This window comes from Paenibacillus sp. FSL H7-0323 (assembly GCF_038002725.1).
Taxonomy (GTDB): Bacteria; Bacillota; Bacilli; order Paenibacillales; family Paenibacillaceae; genus Paenibacillus_AQ; species Paenibacillus_AQ odorifer.
In genome coordinates, this window is the sequence record NZ_JBBODB010000001.1 from 4519977 (window position 1) to 4541380 (window position 21404).

Here is a 21404-nt window from a genome sequence, read left to right on the forward strand (position 1 = left end):
ATTACATCTCTTTCTTAACTTCCGTCTTCAAAAGCCCTGTATGAGGCAGCCTGCATAGGCTGTCCTGTTCTGGGGCATATGCTTCAGATTCAGCTATATTCAAACAAAAGCGGAAGAACACCGTCACCGGCATCCTTCCGTCCCATGTATCCCTTGACCCGTTAAAAGAGTGCGGTCAAAGTTCGGTTTCTGGGCAGCAGCGATCCACCGGACGTTAAGACGGCACTCCATTTGCGTTCCATTCCACTTTATACAATAGAAGTAAAGTTAAGCTTAGAAAGTTATCTTTTATATTGTACTTGATAGAAAGGCATTTGTGTGAAACTGCTGAAGAATAATTATTCAAATCCCTTAAGCTAGAACCTTCCCGATTTAAAAATCGCATAGATCAGCCACAAGAACATCAGAAGTGCCACTACGCTGCCAACCTCCACTGTAGGGAAATTCCATAACACTGAAGGCTGTCCACGCATCGCAGTACCAATAATGAGTCCTGTCATGATGATGCTAAACGCGAGCATCACAATACTGAAAGCTAAACGGTTACCTACCCGGTCCAGCTTACGCTCCAGATTCTGCATCTCAGGTGCCACAATCTCCACCTTTATCTTCCCCTTACTGATCAGCGCGGATAACTGCTTTGCCTGCCCAGGAAGCTCCAGCAGACTCTCTGTTAAGTCGGCTACGCCTCCCAGGAACTTACGCTGCAATCGACTGCCGCTAAAGCGCTGCTTCACAAGTTCCCGCCCAAAGGGTTCCGCCATCTCCAAAATACTGATGGTTGGATCTAAGTTGCTGATGACTCCCTCCAGCGTGAGCATTGTCTTCCCTAACATCGTCAAATCCGGCGGCAGCACTAGACGGTGTTTTCGCGCTATGCCAAACAGATCATTCAGGGCTTTGCCTATACTCATTTTGCTAAATGGAACATCATAATATTCATCCCGCAGCCGATCCATATCATCATGCAGCGCACTTCGATCAGCATCCTCGGGAATGACTCCAAGACGCAAAATTGCCCGGACCATTGCATCCGTATTTTTGCGCATCAGAGCGATAATAAGTGCAGACAGCTGCTCCTTCATCTCCTCATTCAGCCGACCCATCATGCCAAAATCAATCAAAGCCAGCTTTCCATCACCCATCCGTATAACATTGCCCGGATGAGGATCAGCATGGAAAAAACCATGAATGAAGATTTGTCTAAGCATCATTTCCACAAGTTGCTGAGCAATGGCTTTAAGCTTAACGCCTTTACTCAGCAACTCATCGCGACGACTCAGCGTTGTCCCTACCACATATTCCATCGTCAGCACTCGTGTTGACGTATAGTCCCAATAGATATCCGGGATGTACACTCCCTCATAATCCATCTGCTGATCGATTTTCTCTGCATTACGCCCCTCTTGGCTGTAATCCAGCTCGCCAAGCAGCGATTTCGAGAACTCCTCTACCATACGGCACAGCTGATATTGCCTCGCCCAAGCGAGCCGCTTTTCAGCAAGCGTGCTTAAATCTTTGAGGATTTCCAAATCCCTGCTCATCGTTCGCAGAATACCCGGACGTTGAACTTTAACAGCTACGACTTGTCCACTGTGAAGCACAGCCCTATGCACCTGACCGATGGATGCCGCAGCAAGTGGCGTATCCTCAAAAGAATTAAAGATTTCATCCATATGCTGATCCAGTTCCTGCTCAATGATCGCGCGCACGCGGTCGACAGGAAAAGGAGGCACATTATCCTGTAGTTTTACCAATTCCTGAATAATAGAATCAGGCAGCAGATCTGAACGGGTACTGGCGAGTTGTCCCAGCTTAATAAAGGTTGGACCCAAATCCTCCAGCACCAGCCGAATCCGCTCCCCGAGCGTAAGGCTTGTGTGTGCTTCCTGCGTTACAAGACGACGTGGAAGGGATAGTAAGTGATAGAGCCCCAGCTCTTCCACCATATAGCCAAAACCATGGCGCATAAGCGCCATGGCAATTGCCCGGTAACGTCCGGCATGTCTAATGCGTACTGCCATTTAGTCCGAACGCGTTTCCGCCGATGTTCCCTCTAGATGGGAAATTCCCTCTAGCTCGGCCAACCGGCGCTCCAATACTGCAATTCGCCCTTCCAGCTCGGCAATATCGTTTTGTACAGGCACATTCATTTCCTTCAGCACGCGTTGTACTTGCTCTTGTACAGCAGATTTGAACATGCCTCGTTCTTCCTCACCACGTTCAATTAGCCGATCGACGAGAGCCCTAGATTCCGAAGGAGCAAGCTCCCCGCGTTTCACTAGTTCTTCAACAACCTTCTCTACTTTTTCCTTACTGACAATGGTGAGGCCCACTCCTAAAGAGATCGCTTTTTTAAACAAATCACTCATGGCACTTTCCTCCCAAAGATTCCGTTTCATTACATAACGGAGTTTATGATTAAAGTATACCCCACTGTGTACGTATTTCAAAAAAAACACAACATTGCTTAGTTTGTGACCGGAATACGGGCAGCCCAAGTAGCCGCCTGTAGAATTAGTTTACGTAGTGCCGGATGACGGAAGGAGGGTTCATGATGACCAGGCATAAGGAATACTACTCGTCCTAAACCATAGCTATGGCACCATGCAGCTGGAATCCATTGCCCCTCAGATTCATATTGAAGTAGAATAGTCCGTTCTGTGAACGGGTCAAATTCAAAATGATAGGGCTCCTCATCCAATTGGAAATCTTCCACACCTTCGGTAATGTCATGCTCTAGCACTTTGAAGTTCAGGGGTTCGTAAGCTGTGTGTCCGTTAAATCGACCCCCGATTAGCTGTGCAAGCTCGTTACGTTTCGTCAGCGAAGCTCCCGTATGAAGAACAATGAGTCCGCCTCCTCCACTTACGTAGCTGAGCAAACCAGCCGTTTGTTGAGGGGAGACTGTTTCGTTCCACAATTCATTGTAAGCAATACATAGGTCATAACTTGCTAAATGCTCAATGCGCATTAATTTTTTATTTTCTGAACATTGCACGGTTAATAAATCATTTAAGATCTCACTAATTTGTTGGTCCACTCCTTGAAGTGGATGAAACCGGGGATGGGTGTAATCACCAAGTAATAGACATTTTCTCTTGTCCATGGGATCCTCCTCCTTATTCGTTGTTATTATTCGTCACATGTTGCCTATATTCTAAGGAAAACTGCCGCGAATGTCCATGCAGATGGCAGGTATATTGCTCTTTGGGCTTATTTTTCCGGGTAAAAAAGCATCCCCGGCCATGATAACAGGCGGGAATGCTTCTGTGCGATAACGTCATTCGTGTAAAGCTGACGCAACTTGTGACTTAGCGATTCGCCGCCACATATTTGCCTAGCTCTACAATCATGCTTCCCATCCGTTCATGCTCAGGCATAATGATACGCTGTACGCCCTCTTCTTTAAGCGCCTCAGAGGTAATCCGTCCTACAGAAACAGCAAGCACTTTATCCTCGAAAGACTTCAGCATTTCTTCCAGCTTTCCCTGTTCCCGGGCAAATTGACAGAGGAAACGAAACTGTGGTGCACTCGTAAAAGCCACGGCATCAATTTTGCCTGATATGATTTCTAGAAGCAATCTTTCCAGTTCGCCCGGCTCAGGTGGGGTATGGCGATACGGCAGCACTTGGCGGGTAGTAGCCCCAGCCTCCTGCAGCCATGCAAGCATATGAGGAGCTGGATCGCCGTGCAGCTGAAGAACGACTTCTTTCCCCTGCAAATTCAGGGATTGAAGCCCACGAATCAATCCGATTGTACTTCCGTCGTCGTCACGAACCTCCGGCGTAAGTCCTCTTTTTTTCAAAGCATTCACTGTCTTATAACCCCGTGCGGCAATAATAGAACCAGAAAGTACTTCTAAGAAACGTTCTTCGATCCCCATTCGCTCAGCCATATCGAAGAGAGCATCAAGTCCCATCCCTGTAGTCAGGATCGCCAAGTAGGGAGGCTGATTGATCCATGCATTCAAACCTTCCTGCAAGGCCTCGTCATCAAGAAATACAGTCCCTTGAGCAGGCCGGCATACTGCCGTCCCCCCCATATTCTGAACCAGCTTGGCCATTTCTTCCGATTTGCGCGGACCCGCCAAGGCGACAGTGATCCCTTTTAATTGCTCTGCCATTTCCTATTATCTCTCCTCTCTCCATTGCCTAACCCAACATTATTGTTTATCAGTATACTTGCAAAGGAGTTCAAAAGGGAAGATAAAAAGCACGGTTCTCCTATCAGAAATCATTCTTATTACCAGAAGCGTTTATCTTAAAGCGGCTCGCCAGCTTCTGCAGTTCTTCTGCAAGACGGCTAAGGTCGGTAGACGAGGATGCCATCTCCTCTACAGAAGCAAGCTGCTCTTGTGCGGCAGTTGCGATAGTCTCCGTATTCACAGCCGCCTCTTCCGATATGCCGCGAATTTCCCCAATAGCCTTCTCCATATCATTAGATTCCACCAATAAAGTCTGCACAACCCCACCCATGGCTTCAATCTTCTCCGCGGCACTCTTTACTGCTCTTCGGATACGGGAGAAAGAACGTCCGGAAGTATCCACAGCCTCAATACCTTCGGATACGCGCTGTCTGGTGTCTTCCATCGTATGAGTTACCAGCAGCATTTCACTATTAATAGCGGTAATCTGTTCGGCAATCAAATGTGCGGATCTCTCTGATTCCTCTGCCAGCTTACGCACCTCGGCAGCAACCACCGCAAATCCACGCCCTTGTTCCCCGGCTCTGGCTGCCTCAATGGAAGCATTGAGAGCCAGCAGGTTGGTCTGGCGGGCAATCCCGGTGATGACACCAACAATGCCCTCAATTTGACTGGTTCTTTCATTCAGCTTGTCAATTACACTGCCCAGCTCTCCGACCGTTTCATGGATACCATTGATTTTGTCCACCACGCTGATAACCGAATCATTGCCTTCTGATGCTGAGAGTGAAGTCTTGTCCATCATTGTGGATACTTGCTCCATATATGTGGAAATCTGCTCGACCTCACTAGCTGTAGCGGCAGTGCTCTCCATTCCTTTTCGTACACTAACCACCTGTCGCTCCGTCCCTGCCGCTACGTCCTGAATCGCTATGGTCACCTGCTCAATCGTTTGGGCAGTCTGATCCGCACTAGCCGTCAGTTCTTCCGCTGAGGAGGATACATTGCTTGTCATCTCCTGCACGCCAATGATCATCTCGCGCAAGCTGATCACCATTAATTGAAAATTCTCTGCCAGCAGCCCTATTTCATCTTTACGGAAAACACCCATGTCTTCCGACAGATCACCTTTGGCTATCACCGCAGTTGCTTTCCGCAGCCGGAAAAGCGGTCTCAAAATCGATTGAATATTAAAATAAATCACAACCAGCGCAAGCAGAACGGAAACTACAATAACAAGCAGAGCTGTATCGCGAATTCCACTAGTTGCTGAGTTAACCTCATCAATGCTGATCGTACCTCCGATTCTCCAACCCGTCAGTTCATTGACCATAAAGGTCATCTTTTTGGACGTATCCTTGAAGACATAATCGAAGACCCCTTGTTCTTTCTCGAACATTTTCTTAACAAAATCATCAGACGATTCCTGCCCGATAGCTTCTGTAGGATGAACTAGAAACTTCTTGCTGTTATCAACGATGAGGATATAACCTTCCTTGCCTACCTTAATTGAGGTCAGCTCCCCTAAAGTAGACAGGTTAAGATTCATTGTGATCACCCCATCACCGCCCTTAAGAACCGTTGATATCGCGATCGCGGTTTCCTTATTTACGGTTTGAAAAGCCGGAGAAATCACTGCCCCTTTTCCTTGCTTCAGAGAATTAATATAGGCGCTTTCCTGCCTTGGATCATAACCCTCTGGCAGCTTAGCATCTAAAGCATGAATAGCCTTGCCATTGCTTGTACCCACATAAATGTCCAGTACATCCGGATGCAGCGCCACATATTCCTTCAGTCTGGCTTTTACAGCAGAGGAAGTCCCCCCAGATCCCTCACTGTTGATCCCCTCAGATGAAAACTCCGCGGCAAAATAAGAAATCGCATCTATTTTGGATTGAATATTAGAGTTAATGATTTCATTTACGGCCAACACACTTTCGGTAGCATTGTTCACCAGTTGATCTTCCACTTCCTGGCTGGCAGCTTGATAGGTTCGCCAGCCTATTATAATACTGGGCAGCAGCAGTATTATTAGGTATGTAAGAATTAACTTGGTACGGATAGTCATACCCGCATTTTTTTTCATAGACGTCATCATCTCTCTCTCATCTCAGTCTTAGGCAAGGATACATTTACCAGACTTAATATATAATTTAAAATCTGTTTTAGGAACCGATTTTCCTCCTATCTTTCTTTGTTTTTCTCATTTTTTTTGAGAATTGTCATATAAATGCAACAAAAAAGGCCGCCTCAATGAAAGCGGTCTCTCCGGATATACATATTATTACCGTAGCACAGGCTCCGGCACCTCTATCCTAATTATTCTTTTTGTTCTTACAGTTTGGGCAGACGCCCCCGAATACTACATGAGCATGACCAATGGTATAACCGGTATCCTTGGCCACTGTATTCATCCATTCACGCGGAACTTGATTCATAACCTCATCCACTGCTCCACAAACTTCACAAATGATATGCTGGTGATCATCCATACGTGCGTCATATCTGCTGGCAGCTTCACCAAGCTTAAGCTCACGAATCATTTGTTTATCTGAAAGATAACGCAGAGAGTTATATACCGTACCGTATGCTAAGCTATGTCCCTGCTCTACTAGCCGATTCATTACTTCCGCAGCAGTAGGATGGTCATGTGAATTAAGGACGATATCGTAAACGGCTTGACGTTGGGAGGTCAAATTTAGACTTTTCATTCCTATCATCCTCTAACTTATTTTTAGATCAAGTATAAATCTTGTGAATGGGAACGTCAATCCCATTTTTATCCACATGTTACTTTACAAGCTACCTAATCATTCCTGAATATTTAATGTTTACATCAGCCTTCACTTGGAAATCAAGTTTAGAATAGAGCTCCTTCCACACTTTCATTTCCGTATCGTTATTAAAATGCCTTGCTCCATAATGCAGCCCCCAACCCAAGGGATCTAGGCCACTGGCTTGTATTTTGGTCAGCAATGCTAAGATATCCGCTTCCAATTCCTTTTCCCCGGCTTCCTGGATCTTCTTCAACATGTGATGTGTCACCAGATCTGGGCTACTACTCTCTTCGAGAATACCTTTTATCTTAATATGATAACGAATAGTAGCTTTCCCTTGCTCTGGTGTTACGATTTTATAGTGCGAGGATGACCTCTCTGTGTAATATTGAAACATAATTCCCTCGGAATGGGCGGGTAAGTTAGTCCGCAGATTCGGGCGTGACAGCAGATTATATAGCCGGGTCTCATTTGGCGTAAGAACCATTTTGATTTTCTCATTATTCAGCAGAGCAATTTTATCAATTAAAAACTCCTTATCCCCTTTGGCCTCAATAATCGGCAGGATTGGATCAATCCCCTCCTCAAAGATATTTCTCATCAGCTGAAAGGAATACACACTAGAAATAAATGGAGACTCTGTGCCTTGTCCACTCATAGCCAGAATAAGAGAATTCGATGGGATCCGCTCCGATTCGGGTCTTACCTTCAGCACTTGAAGTGCTTCCGGACGCCCTATTGCAAAATTGACAATAAGCTGGATATCTCTACGTCGCACAGCCCAATCCATAACATGGAGAATATCTTCACGGGCAACCCCTTCCCCCAAAACAATTGATTTACAATGGGAGTAATCAAGCTCCTTTTCCACTCTGGATTTCATTCTACGAAGGGCTTCCGAAATGCTTGGAGACTCCTCAGTCAAGATTTGCATCTTCTCATCAATCTTAGTAACATCCCCCTGAGGGATGGCAAGCTTCAAGCTAATCTTAAAATTCCCTGCTTCTGTACCTTGGTCAACGCCGATCGCTAACACGAAAATCCGCAAATCAATCTCCTTGAAGTCACAACCGGGAAGAAGAAGGAGCAAGGTAATTCCAATTCCAGCAAGTACTCTTCTCATAGCTTCCCCCTCCTAGCTTTGCGATAACAATAAAACAACAGAGCGATGATGAACATCTCACCAAACCAGCGAATTTGCAGAAACCAGGCACCAAACATATTAAGTTGATACTGATCCTGCCCCATTAAGGAAAGAACCATCGCGCTAAACAAGCCTAGGATCCCCCACTCTTTCCAGCGCTCTGCTTTTGGGGACTGTTTTTTTGCAGATGAAAGAGCACCTTTAAAAAGCTCTAAACCTCCATGCCAATGAACGATTACACTCACCAGAGATAAACTTAAATAGGCAAAATAAAAAATAAACAGCATCCGTTCAATAATAAAGGATTCCATCCGAATACTGTCGGCCGTCGAGAACCATGTATACACATGTCTATCAATAGCAACGGTTCCGAAATAGCCGATGGGAACTAAAAAAGTCAAGAGTAATACGAAAAGACCCTCCACCCCTAAAATCCAGACATGCTTCAGCTTCAGCCCATGAAATACCCGATTAAATATGGCCAGGTTTAAGTAACCGCTAAACGAAAAGGTAGCCGCCGCAAGGCTCATTAGGTCCGGCTTATGCCAGAAGTATGTAGTGACCTGCAGAACAGAATCCCAATTAAAGTCCGGATTGGTCAATGCTTTTACGAGGCCATAAATAATTAAAGGTAAGGATACGCTGAGAATGATTTCAAGCCCATACAAGAGTGATAGAGAATCGAAGCGACAGCAGATGCAGACCAAGACTAAAAAACTGATCACAACCGTATAAGGACTCGAATCCGGACTGATAAACCGCAGCGTAATATCTACAAAAGAAAGCAATGTAACTCCCCCGGCCACACACCATAAGCCAGCAAAAAGGACCAGTAAGATTCTGGATAACTTCTTAGGAAGCAAAGAGTCAAATATTTCCGGGAACCCCTTGCCGGGGAATTTAGCAATCAGTACAGTAAATATATAGACAAACAAAGTGCCCAAAATCGTTCCGATTAGTATGGACATCAAAGCGCCACCAAAACGTCTGTCTATTAGTTCCCTTGGAACAAAATTAATGATGTTGATCAGGCTGTTCATCAGAAAAAGACAGTAGAAATAACGGCTTTTGGCCATCAATGCTCTCCACCCTTCTTCTTGCCGAGATTATCGAGAAAAAACAATCTGAAATAAGGTTGTCCGAAGGTACGCTGTTTGCATAAATACATTGCGAATCCCACGACACAGACTACTACCCCAACCAATCCTAAAAAAGCTGCAGCAATTAGAAAAATATACTTCAGCACTCGTATGGACAAGCTCATCATATTCAGCGGAATTAGAAAATTAGATATCGCAACAGCAGAAACCAATATGATCATGATATTTCCTACAAGTCCTGCTGCCGTCGCTGCCTGCCCCAAGATAAGCCCCCCTACCGTCGTGGCCGTTGGACCAATTGCCTTGGGGAGCCGTAAGCTCGCCTCAGTCAGAAACTCCATCATCATGAGCATTAAAAGCACTTCCACAAAAGAAGGATAAGGCACAGTCGCACGACTGCCCGCAATAAGCAAGGCAATCTGCACACGAATAATCTCTGGGTTATACGAGGTGAGTGTTACATAGAGCGCAGGCAGCCACAACGTCATGCACACACCGATAATCCGAAGCAGCTTTAGGAATCGCCCCACGATAGGAAATTGTATTTTATCATCCATGGATGTAAAGAAATCATTAAAAATAGAAGGCAGCACTATCGCATAACCGGTTGTATCCAGCACTATCGCTACTTTTCCTTCAGACAAATTAAACACCACTCTATCCGGTCTTTCGGTGATGATGGACTTAGGGAGTATTCTTAATTTGTCACTGCTTATAAACTTCTCAAGCTCTCCTGTAGCCTGCAAAATATCAACCTTTAGCGTTCCCATCTTCTCCCTTAATTCTTTTAAAACGTTATGGTCAACACGACTGTCATCGTATAAAATAGCTATCTTTGTTTTAGAGACATCGCCGATGACCATGGTCTCCATTTTGAGATTAGTCGATTGATAACGCCGCCGAATCATGTTCAAATTAATCGCTATATCCTCTGTCAGTGCATCTGACGGCCCCTGTGAAATACTTTCGGCAGACGTTTCACTAACACCGCTGCTCTCCGTACTCATAGCATCGAAGAAATATATCACATCTTTTATACCCAGAAGCACATAACCACTGAGCAAAAGGTCGATCGCCTTCTCTCTCGTAGTCGCCTCTTCAGTGCCCGGATAAGTCATAATGTAATCCTGATAAGCGCTAATACTCTCCATTTCATAAAACGGCGCAATCACGTGGCGGCTGAGTGTCTGCGCATCTGTAACACTTTTGATATAGAGCAGGTTGATTTGCCCAAAAGGGGCAACGCTTGTTTTATCGATTAAATCCGCGAACCCGTTCAGCTGATCTTTGATCCATTCCAGAGAAATATTGTCCTTATCCTGTTGAACTGACATGGAACATCATCCCTCCTATTTATCCTTTACGTCCCAGTTTCCACCTTATTTTGGCACTGTTTCTCTGAATTCATGCACAGCACGATGGAATGGGAAGTTTCTTTTCACAGGACTGTGGTAATAAATGAGATGAAGATTGTAAAGATGGAGGGATAATAGATGGACCCAAACCGTAAGATAACGCAAAGTCTTCCACAATTTCCGGAATCATTATGGAGAGATACCACGGATTTACCGGCTTATCCAAAGCTGGCTGAAGATATTTCTACAGATGTGGCAGTGGTAGGCGGTGGAATTACAGGCATTACAACAGCCTATCTCCTCAGCAACGCAGGCTACAAAGTCACACTCTTAGAAGCCGGAGAAATTCTGAGTGGCACTACGGGTTTTACCAGTGCAAAAATCTCAGCACAACACGGGTTAATCTATCATCATTTGATAAAGCATTTTGGGCAGGAGCAAGCCCGGCTCTATTATCGCTCGAACAGCGAGGCTATGAATTGGATCCAGAATACGGCTGAGGAACTTGAAGTATCCTGCGGCATGAAACATGAGGCGGCTTTTCTGTACGCGGATGCTGAAGATCATAAAACGCTTAAACAACTGGAGGAAGAGTATAAAGCCTATGAACAATTGGGTCTGCCCGGAGAATGGCTAGATAACGTCTCTATCCCTCTGATGGCGAGTGGTGCCATTAAATTACCAGGACAAGCCCGCTTTCACCCGCTGCAATATCTGAAGGGGCTACTGAAGGTCATTCAGGATAAAGGTGGCGTAATCTATGAGCATACGATGATGGCGGATAAGGTGGAGAAGAACGATAAGCTTACGCTTTTTACTGAAAAGGACGAGCATCGGATCACCTGCCGCTACGCCGTTTCAGCTTCTCATTTCCCATTCTACGATGGAGGAGCACTATATTTCTCGCGGCTGCATGCTGAACGTTCCTACTGTCTGGCGATCCAGCCTGAAACGGATTTTGAGGGTGGAATGTATCTAAGTGCAAGCGAACCCACCCGTTCTCTTCGTGCAGTAGAGTGGGAAGGCAGGAATCTGGTCATTGTCGGGGGAGACAACCATAAGACAGGCCAGGGCATCTGTACGATAGGACATTATGAGAATTTGGAGCTATTCGCAGGAAATCTGCTCGGCATCAAAACAATCCCTTACCGCTGGGCAGCACAGGATTTAATCACCCTAGACAGAGTGCCCTACATCGGTAAAATTTCTGACAACGAAGAGATTTATATCGCCACAGGTTTTGGAAAATGGGGCATGACAAGCGGTACGCTGGCCGCACAGATCATCTCGGATCAGATTCAGCGCAAAGATAATCCGTATACCGAATTGTACGATCCGTCCCGCTTCAAAGCTGGCACCAGTCTAAAAAACTTCATCGTGCAAAATGCCAATGTGGCAAAAGAGCTCGTGGCGGGCAAAGTGGAAATCGTCCATAAAAAGACAACTGATTTGGAAGCTGACGAAGGAGCCGTTGTGTTCCATGATGGCAAACGTGTGGGAGCTTATAAGGATCCAGAAGGTAAACTTCATCTGGTGGATAGAACCTGTACTCATATGGGCTGTGAATGTGAATGGAACAACGGGGATCGTTCTTGGGATTGCCCTTGCCATGGTTCCCGCTTCTCCTACGATGGCGAGGTTTTAGAGGGCCCAGCTTCGGTACCGCTGACGAAACTCCATGAATAATACCTTTCATGAAAAGGCAGTTCGGCTTCATGAAAATTTGCAGGCCATTTTCTAAGGGGCGATTGTAATTGCCCTACAGCATTCAGGTATAATAAGACTTGAATGAAGCAGCTGCTTCAAAAAAGTTTGAAGGAGAGTGACGATAGAGATGGATTTGAGAGGAAAGAGTGTTGTAATTACTGGTGCAGGCAAAGGGATCGGAAAAGCCTTGGCTATGGCACTGGCTAAGGAAGGTGCTAATTTAGGCCTGATCTCCAGAACTTCAGGTGATCTCGAAGCGTTAAAATCAGCCTTAACGGAAGTATATGACGTTAAAGTCAGCATTGCCGTGGCCGATATCGCCGTACGCGAAGAAGCTGAACGTGCTGTTGCTTCCCTGCAAAATGAGCTTGGAGCATTTGATGCATTAATCAACAATGCCGGGATCGCAAAATTCGGCACTTTAGTAGAAATGGACCCTGCAGACTGGGAGCGCCACATCCAAGTTAATCTTTACGGTACTTATTACGTAACTCGTGCTGCACTGCCTGCGATGATTGAGAAAAATGGCGGAAATATCATCAATATTTCATCCACAGCCGGAGAACGTGGCTTCGCGACAGGCTCTGCTTATTGCGCGTCCAAGTTCGCTCTCATGGGCATGACCGAAGCCCTCGCACAAGAAGTGCGCAAACACAATATTCGCGTCGTAGCCTTGACTCCAAGCACCGTCAACACTGGCCTAGCTTCCAATGCTGGACTTAAAATCGGTGACGAAGACCGCATGATGCAACCTGAAGATGTTGCTGAATTGGCACTGACAGCTTTGAAGCTGCCGGATCGCGTCTTCCTAAAAACAGCAGGACTATGGACCACCAATCCGCAATAAAATCGCGCTGGACGCGGGGGGAGCCGGGTGATCTGGGGTGATTGCACTTTGTGCAATAGAATCGCTCTAGACGAGGGTGAAGCCTTGGGTGATTGCACGTGGTGCGGGATAACGCTTCAGGATTGCTCTACTGCGTTTTCTAATTGCACTTTGTGCAATTGAATCCCTCTAGTTAAGGGCGAAACCTTGGGTGATTGCACGTTGTGCAATCAGTTTAGTGGCTCCCCTCCTTTTTAGGCGATTTGGGCTTGATTCTATTGTACAGAATGCAACAGACTGCCTTATTCAGATAACATTCAGGCTATTCTGTTGCACATTCTGCAATGTAACTTCATTTGGGGGCTTTATTAGGGAACTGGGACTGGAATTAGGTGCTAGCTGTAATGGTGGTTTTGAGTAAAAACTTTGGAGTTGGGTTGGCACTTTGGCTTAGAGTAACATTACGGTTAAGGTGGCACTTTACTTGCGGTAGTTACTTTAACGTGCAGTAGTTACTTTAACTTGCTATAGCCACTTTACTTGCAGTAGACACTTTGATTTTTCGCAGGTACCTGAGTTTGCACAATACTTAACGTTTAAATAGATAATAGTTGCACTTTGTACATCTATTCAGCGCAATTAGAGGAGAAATCATACTTTAATTGCACTCTATACAGTTAAAAGAAGGCTAATCTCGGCGATTCACCAGATTCGCATAAATTAGTTGCAGAGAATACACTTATTCGATCGTTTCTGGTGTGACGGATAATTTAAGTGTACAAAGTGCAATTAAACGCCCGCACTCTTGTGTCTTGTGGGATGGTCTTTTATTTTGTAAGTTGAAAATCACGATGTTACCTTGAGATATTGGCTAATTTTCGAGGTTCCCATGTCATATTATTTCGATTCACAATGTCCTGAAAAATATACTAACTTTCTGATCGGAGGTTTATCTATCATGCTGGTAGTAACTAATACTATTAAAGTAAAAGAAGGCCATGGCGAAGCTATTGCTCAACGTTTCGGAGGAAATAATGGTGTGCAGGATATGCCAGGGTTTGTACGTATGGAGGTTTGGCGTGGAAATGCCAAAGAAGGTGTCGAGGAATTAAAAATCTGCACCGTATGGGAGAATGAGGATGCATTCAAAGGCTGGACCTCCAGCGAGTCCTTCCGTCAGTCGCACCGTGGTGCTGGTGGTAATGACGCAATCCTGGGTGCTTCCATCGATAAATATGAACTAATGATCAGCCGCACGCCCAGTAACTAAGGATTTGGACCACCCAAACAGAGCAGTAGCTAGATTGAACCAGCAGTGTGTACGGAATGGTAGCCCGATAAGTACAGTTAACTAATTGACTATTACTGCTAGGTAACCGGTGATACGAGCTAATTAACTATTATTGATGCAGCCACCTAATTGTCTTTTACCACTGGGCTAGCCAATGCAGCACGCTAATTGTCTTCTACCACTGGGCTAAGACAATCAGCCGCTAATTAACACAGTTATCGCTTCTAAATGCTAATTGCTACAGTAAAAACTTAGAGTAATTATCGTCCAGCTGACTGATTGATTAGCCTAATAGATACTGTTCAGTTAGTTGGTACAAGCAGCGCTATTATCCAGCGATGTCCTGTGCCCAAGCCTAAAACAAACAGGGATGTCCGGAGCCAATATGGCTCTGAGACATCCCTGTTTGTTTATAAACTCATTATTTACTTACATCTGGCTGAGGGGTCTCCACCTCTTGATGTTTACCCGGCCAGAACGACCAACGGCCAAAGAGCGTTGTAATAGCTGGTACAAGGAACGGCCGAACCACGAAGGTATCCAGCAGAACACCAAGAGCGGTGATAATACCGAACTGCACAAGCACCTGAATCGGCAAGCTTGCCAATACAGCAAAGGTACCTGCCAGAATGAGGCCGGCAGAGGTAATTACCGAGCTGGTCTCATTCACTCCTTCCGCGATAGCCTGCTTAAGCGGCATGGTTTTACGCTTTTTCCAGATATTCGAGATCATGAAGATGTTGTAGTCTTCTCCAAGTGCCACCAAGAAAACAAAGGAATACAGTGGGATCGCTCCCTGAATAGCATCTGCTCCCATCACATAGTGAATGATAATCCAGCCTAAGCCAAGCGCTGAGAAGAAGGAGAGAATAACAGTGCCGACCAGATAGATGGTGGCCACTATTGAACGCAGATATATCAACAACAGTACGGTGATCATTCCGATGACTACGGGGATAATCAGATCGGTGTCCCGATCCCCAATCTCTTTAGTGTCGTGCTGTGTCGCCGTCTGTCCGCTTACCCACACGTGATCCGCAGGGTTCGCAACGTCTACATCGATTAATGCCTGCTCTGCGGTATCAAGAAGGGTGGGAATATGCCCCATCGCTTCTAGTGAGTAAGGATTGCTTTTAAATTCAATATCAAAACCAACAATATCTTTGTTTACTGCCCCCTGCTGCGGATCGGAAACCGTGTCCACATAGGTGAGTCCGCCAAGAATGACCTTTAGATCCTCTCCGCTCGCTTTTCCTTGGGTATCAATAATCAGCTTCGCTGGAGCTAATTCTCCGGGAGAGAACTGTTTGCCAATAAGGTCGAAACCTTCGCGGGACTCCATATTTTTAGGAAAAGAGGATAGGATATCATAGGTAAATTTGATGCCACTGGAGAATGAAGCCAGAATCCCCAGTCCGATAACGGTCACACCCACGATAGCCCATGGCCGGGTTACTACCAAGCCGCCAATACCCTTTTTACGGGAAACCTTGAGTTCAGGAACAGGTTTGCCTTTAGCCTTAGCCCGTTCTACCTCCATTTGCGGTGTGCGCGGAATGAATGGGAAGAACGAGGTCCTTCCGAAGATTGCCAGCAGTGCTGGTACGAGAGTTAGACTGGCAATTCCCATGATGAAGATAGATACGCTGAATGGAACGGCAAATCGATGATAAGCTCCATACTTAGCCAGCAATAACGCGAACAGCGCGAGCACGACGGTGAAGCCACTCATAGCAATGGCGCCTGAAGATTCGGTAATGGAGCGAAGAAGCGCACGACTCTTACTCTCTTCTACCTTCAACAGCTGCCGGAACCGTGAGATCAGGAACAGGCAATAGTCCGTACCAGCTCCGAATAGCAAAACAGTCATAATCGAGACAGCCTGTGAATCTACTGTGATCCAGCCTTCTTGTGCCATTTTTCCAAGAATCGGACTAGTTACACCATAAGCGAATCCAACCGCAATAAGTGGAATAAAAGCCAAGATCGGTGAACGATAAATCACCAATAAGAACACCAGCACAAGCATAACCGTAGCAATTAACAAGGAAACGTCTGCGTTCTGAAACAGGCCTGAAGCATCTATAGAGATGCCCACTGGACCCGTAACACGTAAACTCAGGTCTTTTCCATCTACCTTAGCCGCGGAGGGGTCTCCACCCGTCTCTGTGTTTATGATCTTCTTCATTTCTGTCACAGCTTCACCGAGCTGATCACTATCTGCCGTTTTATCAAAAAGCACCGGGGTTACCAGCGTGCTAAGATCCTCAGATAACGAGGCTTGTAATGCCTGTGGCGGCAGTTGTCCTAATGGGGGAACAAAATTCTGATGGGGCAATGGTTGCTGCTCCAACTTCTTGTACACAGCAGTGATATGTACTAAATCATCTTGTGAAAGCCCACCTTCTCTATGCCATACGAGCAGCGCCGGCACTCCACTTCCACTAGGGAATTCTTGCTCTGCAATAGCTGCTGCCTGTACCGATTGTGAATCATCTGGGAGGTTAGGCGCATTATTAGCAACCTGAGAATTCACTGCAGGCCATAACAGGGTAAGTGCACCTACAAGCACTATCCATACGAGAAGAGTAATCCACTTCGTCTTTTTTCCTGCCACCCATTTTCCGTAGCCTGACATTCCCTTCATCCTCTCCTTTACCTTGCAGCCTTAAAAATGAGCCGCGGGTCATTTTTTATTCTATCATATATATGCTTTAATTTTTAATCAAACTTTTTTTATTTTTCAGAAAAATTAAAACACATCATCACATATAAAATACCCCTCTCTTCACATAAAAAATCAGCAACATGTGAAAAGAGGGGTTTATGGGTTATCTATACTTTTTTCTTCACTTCAATTTAGCCTACGTCCAAATCTCTTTCAGAGAACTGACTGTTATAGAGATCCGCATAGAATCCGCCTTGGGCCAGCAGTTCTTCGTGGTTGCCTTTCTCGATTACACTACCTTGATTCATGACAAGGATGAGATCCGCATCACGAATCGTCGAGAGACGGTGGGCAATAACGAAGCTGGTTCTGTTTTGCATGAGCGCATTCATCGCTTTTTGAATCAGCAATTCAGTCCGTGTATCGACACTGCTCGTGGCTTCATCAAGAATAAGGATCGATGGATCGGCCAGAATAGCGCGAGCAATAGTAATCAACTGCTTCTGTCCTTGTGAAATATTAGAAGCTTCTTCATTTAACACCGTATTGTAGCCAAGCGGAAGTGTGCGGATAAAGTGATCGGCATGCGCAGCTTTGGCAGCCCGCACCACATCAGCTTCAGATGCACCTTCACGACCGTAAGCAATGTTGTCACGAATCGTACCGTTAAAGAGCCAGGTATCCTGAAGCACCATACCAAACTTGCTACGTAGGTCACTCCGTTTCATGTCGGTAATGTTGACGCCATCAATGATAATTTCCCCGTCGTTAAGCTCGTAGAAGCGCATCAGCAGGTTAATCAAAGTGGTTTTACCAGCACCAGTTGGACCGACAATCGCTATAGTCTGACCTGGACTAACCTCAATATTCATGTCCTCAATCAGAATAGCATCCTCTTTATAGCCGAATTTCACATGACGGAACTCAACGGAACCTTCCGGAGCACCTTCATCAAGCTTCACAAGTGTAGTATTAACTTCCTTAACTTCCTCTTCTTCATCCAGAAGTTCAAATACACGTTCTGCGGAAGCAATGGTGGATTGAATAATGTTAGCAATATTAGCCGTTTGTGCAATCGGCTGGGTGAACTGACGTGAATATTGAATGAAGGCTTGAATATCCCCGACATCAATCATTTTTTTAGTAACAAAAATACCACCCACAACACAGATAAGCACATAACCCAAGTTACCGATAAACATCATAAGCGGCATAATCATACCTGACATAAATTGAGACCGCCAGCCAGAATCATAAAGCTTATCATTTATTTCATCAAAATCTTTAAGCGACTGCGGTTCGCGGCCGAAAGCTTTAATAATCCGGTGCCCCGTATACATTTCCTCTACATGACCATTCAACTGGCCAAGCGATTTCTGCTGTCTCACAAAATAAGTCTGCGAACGTTTAGAGATCGCCATAATCACAATAAAGCTGAGTGGCAACGTAGTAATCGTGATTAACGTCAGCCATGGGCTGATGGTAAGCATCATCACAATAACACCAATAATAGTGACGATTGAGGTAATCAGCTGCGTTAAACTTTGCTGCAACGTGGTACTGATGTTATCTACGTCATTCGTAGCACGGCTGAGAATTTCCCCGTGTGTACGGGAGTCAAAATATTTTAAAGGTAAACGCTCCAGCTTGCTGTTGATCTGCTCACGCATGTCATAAACTACCTTCTGCGCTACACCCGCCATTACATATTGCTGAATGTAACTAAACAAAGCACTAAGCAGATACAATCCCGCGAGCAGGATCAGAATATCATTAATATATCCAAAATCAATGGAGGCACCTTCTACACCCATCAGTTTGCCGTAAGCACCTTCGAACAGTTTGGTTGTAGCTTTACCCATAACTTTTGGACTGAAGATACTGAACACCGTACTGGCAATCGCCATAATTAATACAATAATCAATTGAACCATACGCGGGCGCAAGTATTTGATTAGGCGACGAAGTGTACCTTTAAAATCTTTAGCTTTTTCTGCCGGCATCCTCATTCCAGGACCACCCGGTCCACCCGGGCCTTTATGGCCGCGGGGAGCTGCAGGTTTATGTTCTCTGTTTTGTTCACTCATGCTATTTCCTCCTCTGACAGCTGCGAGGATACGATCTCGCGGTACACATCACTGCTCTCGAGCAGTTCACGGTGAGTGCCCATTCCAGCAATTTCACCCTCATCAATTACAATAATCCGGTCCGCATCCATAACGGTGCTAACCCGTTGAGCTACGATCAATACGGTGGATTCCGTAGTTTCAGATTTGAGAGCCGCGCGAAGTTTGGCATCTGTCTTGAAATCAAGAGCTGAGAAGCTATCGTCAAACAGATAAACCTCAGGTTTTCTCACAAGCGCCCGAGCAATGGACAACCGCTGTTTCTGACCACCTGAGACGTTATTCCCGCCCTGAGCAATTTCCGAGTCAAACCCATCCTTCATCGCGGATACGAAATCGTAGGCTTGAGCCACCTTAGATGCATGAATGATTTCTTCATCCGTAGCATCCTCTTTACCGTAGCGGATGTTCTCATTAATCGTACCCGAGAACAATACTGCTTTTTGTGGGATGTAACCGATTTTGCTCCGCAGCTCTTCCTGTGTCATCTCACGTACATCCACTCCGTCTACGCGTACAGCACCTTCATTAACATCATAGAATCTTGGAATCAGGCTAAGCAGTGTAGATTTACCCGATCCGGTACCCCCGATAATTGCGGTAACTTCACCCGGACGAGCACTAAAGCTAATTTTCGAAAGTGCAGGCTGTTCTGCCCCTGGATAGGAAAAAGATACATTCTCAAACTCAACAAAACCACGCAAAGAATCGCGTCCGTCTTTTTTAGTAGCTTGAGCTGTTGTATGCAGTTCACTCTCAGTAGGATCTGTAAATTCAGGCTGCATATCCAGTACCTCATTGATACGCACGGCTGAAGCTGAAGCACGCGGAATTAACACGAACATCATCGATACCATAATCAGAGAGAACATAATTTGCATTGCATATTGGATAAATGCCATCAGGGACCCAACTTGCAAGTCGCCATCACCAATTCGTATTCCACCAAAATAAAGAATAGCAATCATAGAAAAGTTCATTACAATCATCATCAGCGGCATCAGGCCGGCCATAATTTTATTGACCTTGATAGCTGTATCCGTAAGATCACGGTTAGCTTCGGTGAAACGTCTATTCTCATGATCAATCCGGTTAAAAGAACGAATAACACGAATACCTGTCAGATGCTCACGCAGCACCAGGTTTAATTTATCAAGCTTAATCTGAATGGCTTTAAACAGTGGCAGACCCTTCATCCCAATAAAGAAGATCGCCCCTACAAGTACAGGAATAACGACTACAAAAATCAATGATAATTTAGCATCTTCAGATACTGCCATGATGATACCACCAATCATCATCATCGGTGCTCCGATCATCATGCGCAACATCATAGTAAGTACCGTTTGAACTTGTGTAATATCATTTGTTGTACGTGTAATCAAGGAAGCTGTACCCAGCTTATCGAATTCATGCAGCGTAAAATTTTCTACATGGTTAAATACTCGTGCACGGGTGAGTTTACCAAACCCGGCTGCCACTTTTGCCGATAAGTAACTGGCAATTACCGAACATAAAGCACCGCCACCTGCAACCAGGAGCATGAAACTACCTATTTTCCAAATATAAGCGCGATCTCCTTGAACAATCCCTTTGTCGACGATGTCGGACATCAGAGTAGGAAGGTATAAATCGCCCATGGACTGCAAAAATACAAGGATTAATACAGCACCAATAGCTACCCTAAAAGGCTTCAGTTGTTTAAATAATTTAATCAAGCTTCTCATCTCCGTTCATTTGTAGCCTATCCCAATCAGGTGGTGGATTATCCTCAACGTATTCATGTACCTTAAGCAATAGCTCTGTGAGCTGTTTAGTGTCTTTTTCGCCTAAGTGTTGCACAAGCTTATCAAGCATCACATCACGATAATGTTCTGCTTTTCGTGTGAGTTCTTTTCCACTTTCCGTTAATTTCACGCGTACAACTCTTCGATCCGAAGGATCCGCGCGTCTTTCCACCATCTGTTTCGCTTCAAGACTGTTAATCAGCTGCGTGATGGTAGGAGGAGTGAATCCAAGTAGTCGGCTGATTTCAGACACCTTGAGACCCTCTTCATCAGAATGATTCCATTTTTCAATGCATATCATTAAAGTCATCTCACTTGGCTTGTGGCCCTCAACGCCCTTTTGCCATTGAGCTTTGTGCAGGCGTTTCATCGCCGCAAAAAGCCCGTGTGCGACTGAATTTTCAGTATTTTCTGTATTTCCTCCGTTTATCCCAATTTCCTTCACCTCTATTTTAGTTAGGTCAACTAATTATTA

At 45.3% G+C, this 21404-nt stretch carries 16 protein-coding genes; 3 read left to right on the top strand and 13 right to left on the bottom strand.

Annotation, left to right across the window (positions count from 1 at the left end):
* Positions 1 to 356: 356 nt before the first annotated feature.
* The 9 genes from MHH89_RS20465 to MHH89_RS20505 form a co-directional block, all read right to left on the bottom strand.
* On the bottom strand, positions 357 to 2024 hold the full coding sequence (locus MHH89_RS20465; protein WP_076123972.1) for an ABC1 kinase family protein: 1668 nt from the start codon (positions 2022 to 2024) through the stop codon (positions 357 to 359).
* Positions 2025 to 2372, bottom strand: a complete 348-nt coding sequence (locus MHH89_RS20470) for a phasin family protein (protein ID WP_036681962.1) — start codon at positions 2370 to 2372, stop codon at positions 2025 to 2027.
* Positions 2373 to 2470: 98 nt separating this feature from the next.
* The gene (locus tag MHH89_RS20475) at positions 2471 to 3109 is read right to left on the bottom strand and encodes a ThuA domain-containing protein (protein ID WP_076123974.1); all 639 of its coding nucleotides are present in this window, start codon (positions 3107 to 3109) and stop codon (positions 2471 to 2473) included.
* 205 nt (positions 3110 to 3314) lie between these two features.
* On the bottom strand, positions 3315 to 4127 hold the full coding sequence (locus MHH89_RS20480) for a uroporphyrinogen-III synthase (protein ID WP_076182020.1): 813 nt from the start codon (positions 4125 to 4127) through the stop codon (positions 3315 to 3317).
* Between the two features lie 103 nt (positions 4128 to 4230).
* A complete protein-coding gene (locus tag MHH89_RS20485) occupies positions 4231 to 6234 on the bottom strand; it encodes a methyl-accepting chemotaxis protein (protein WP_179086281.1) in 2004 nt (667 codons plus the stop codon).
* Between the two features lie 229 nt (positions 6235 to 6463).
* Positions 6464 to 6859 (bottom strand): Fur family transcriptional regulator, encoded by a 396-nt coding sequence (locus MHH89_RS20490; RefSeq protein WP_076123979.1) that lies wholly within the window; start codon positions 6857 to 6859, stop codon positions 6464 to 6466.
* Positions 6860 to 6950: 91 nt separating this feature from the next.
* Positions 6951 to 8048 carry a Ger(x)C family spore germination protein gene (locus tag MHH89_RS20495; protein ID WP_076123981.1) on the bottom strand — a complete coding sequence of 366 codons (1098 nt, stop codon included), beginning with the start codon at positions 8046 to 8048 and terminating at the stop codon, positions 6951 to 6953.
* Positions 8045 to 9145 carry a GerAB/ArcD/ProY family transporter gene (locus MHH89_RS20500; RefSeq protein WP_076123983.1) on the bottom strand — a complete coding sequence of 367 codons (1101 nt, stop codon included), beginning with the start codon at positions 9143 to 9145 and terminating at the stop codon, positions 8045 to 8047. Before MHH89_RS20500 ends, MHH89_RS20495 begins: the two co-directional genes overlap by 4 nt.
* Positions 9145 to 10503 (bottom strand): spore germination protein, encoded by a 1359-nt coding sequence (locus MHH89_RS20505; protein WP_076123985.1) that lies wholly within the window; start codon positions 10501 to 10503, stop codon positions 9145 to 9147. The genes MHH89_RS20500 and MHH89_RS20505 overlap by 1 nt, the downstream gene beginning before the upstream one ends.
* Positions 10504 to 10662: 159 nt before the next feature.
* On the opposite strand from MHH89_RS20505, the gene MHH89_RS20510 reads away from it, so the two are divergent.
* The 3 genes from MHH89_RS20510 to MHH89_RS20520 all read left to right on the top strand — a co-directional run bounded on the left by MHH89_RS20510 (position 10663) and on the right by MHH89_RS20520 (position 14327).
* Positions 10663 to 12210, top strand: coding sequence for an FAD-dependent oxidoreductase (locus tag MHH89_RS20510; protein ID WP_341088002.1), 1548 nt, complete (start codon positions 10663 to 10665; stop codon positions 12208 to 12210).
* A 148-nt stretch (positions 12211 to 12358) separates the two neighbouring features.
* Entirely contained in the window at positions 12359 to 13078 is a 720-nt protein-coding gene (locus tag MHH89_RS20515; RefSeq protein WP_036681981.1) for a 3-ketoacyl-ACP reductase, read from the top strand.
* A gap of 937 nt (positions 13079 to 14015) precedes the next feature.
* Positions 14016 to 14327, top strand: coding sequence for an antibiotic biosynthesis monooxygenase (locus MHH89_RS20520; protein WP_076179209.1), 312 nt, complete (start codon positions 14016 to 14018; stop codon positions 14325 to 14327).
* A gap of 442 nt (positions 14328 to 14769) precedes the next feature.
* Here MHH89_RS20520 and MHH89_RS20525 read toward each other — a convergent pair whose 3' ends face one another.
* From MHH89_RS20525 to MHH89_RS20540, 4 genes are all read right to left on the bottom strand, one after another.
* Complete coding sequence (locus MHH89_RS20525; RefSeq protein WP_076123989.1) at positions 14770 to 16995, bottom strand: MMPL family transporter; 2226 nt, start codon at positions 16993 to 16995, stop codon at positions 14770 to 14772.
* Positions 16996 to 17207: 212 nt separating this feature from the next.
* Entirely contained in the window at positions 17208 to 19103 is a 1896-nt protein-coding gene (locus tag MHH89_RS20530) for an ABC transporter ATP-binding protein (protein WP_076278301.1), read from the bottom strand.
* Entirely contained in the window at positions 19100 to 20860 is a 1761-nt protein-coding gene (locus tag MHH89_RS20535) for an ABC transporter ATP-binding protein (RefSeq protein ID WP_076123992.1), read from the bottom strand. Before MHH89_RS20535 ends, MHH89_RS20530 begins: the two co-directional genes overlap by 4 nt.
* Positions 20853 to 21299, bottom strand: coding sequence for a MarR family winged helix-turn-helix transcriptional regulator (locus tag MHH89_RS20540; RefSeq protein ID WP_076124352.1), 447 nt, complete (start codon positions 21297 to 21299; stop codon positions 20853 to 20855). Before MHH89_RS20540 ends, MHH89_RS20535 begins: the two co-directional genes overlap by 8 nt.
* Positions 21300 to 21404 lie beyond the last annotated feature (105 nt).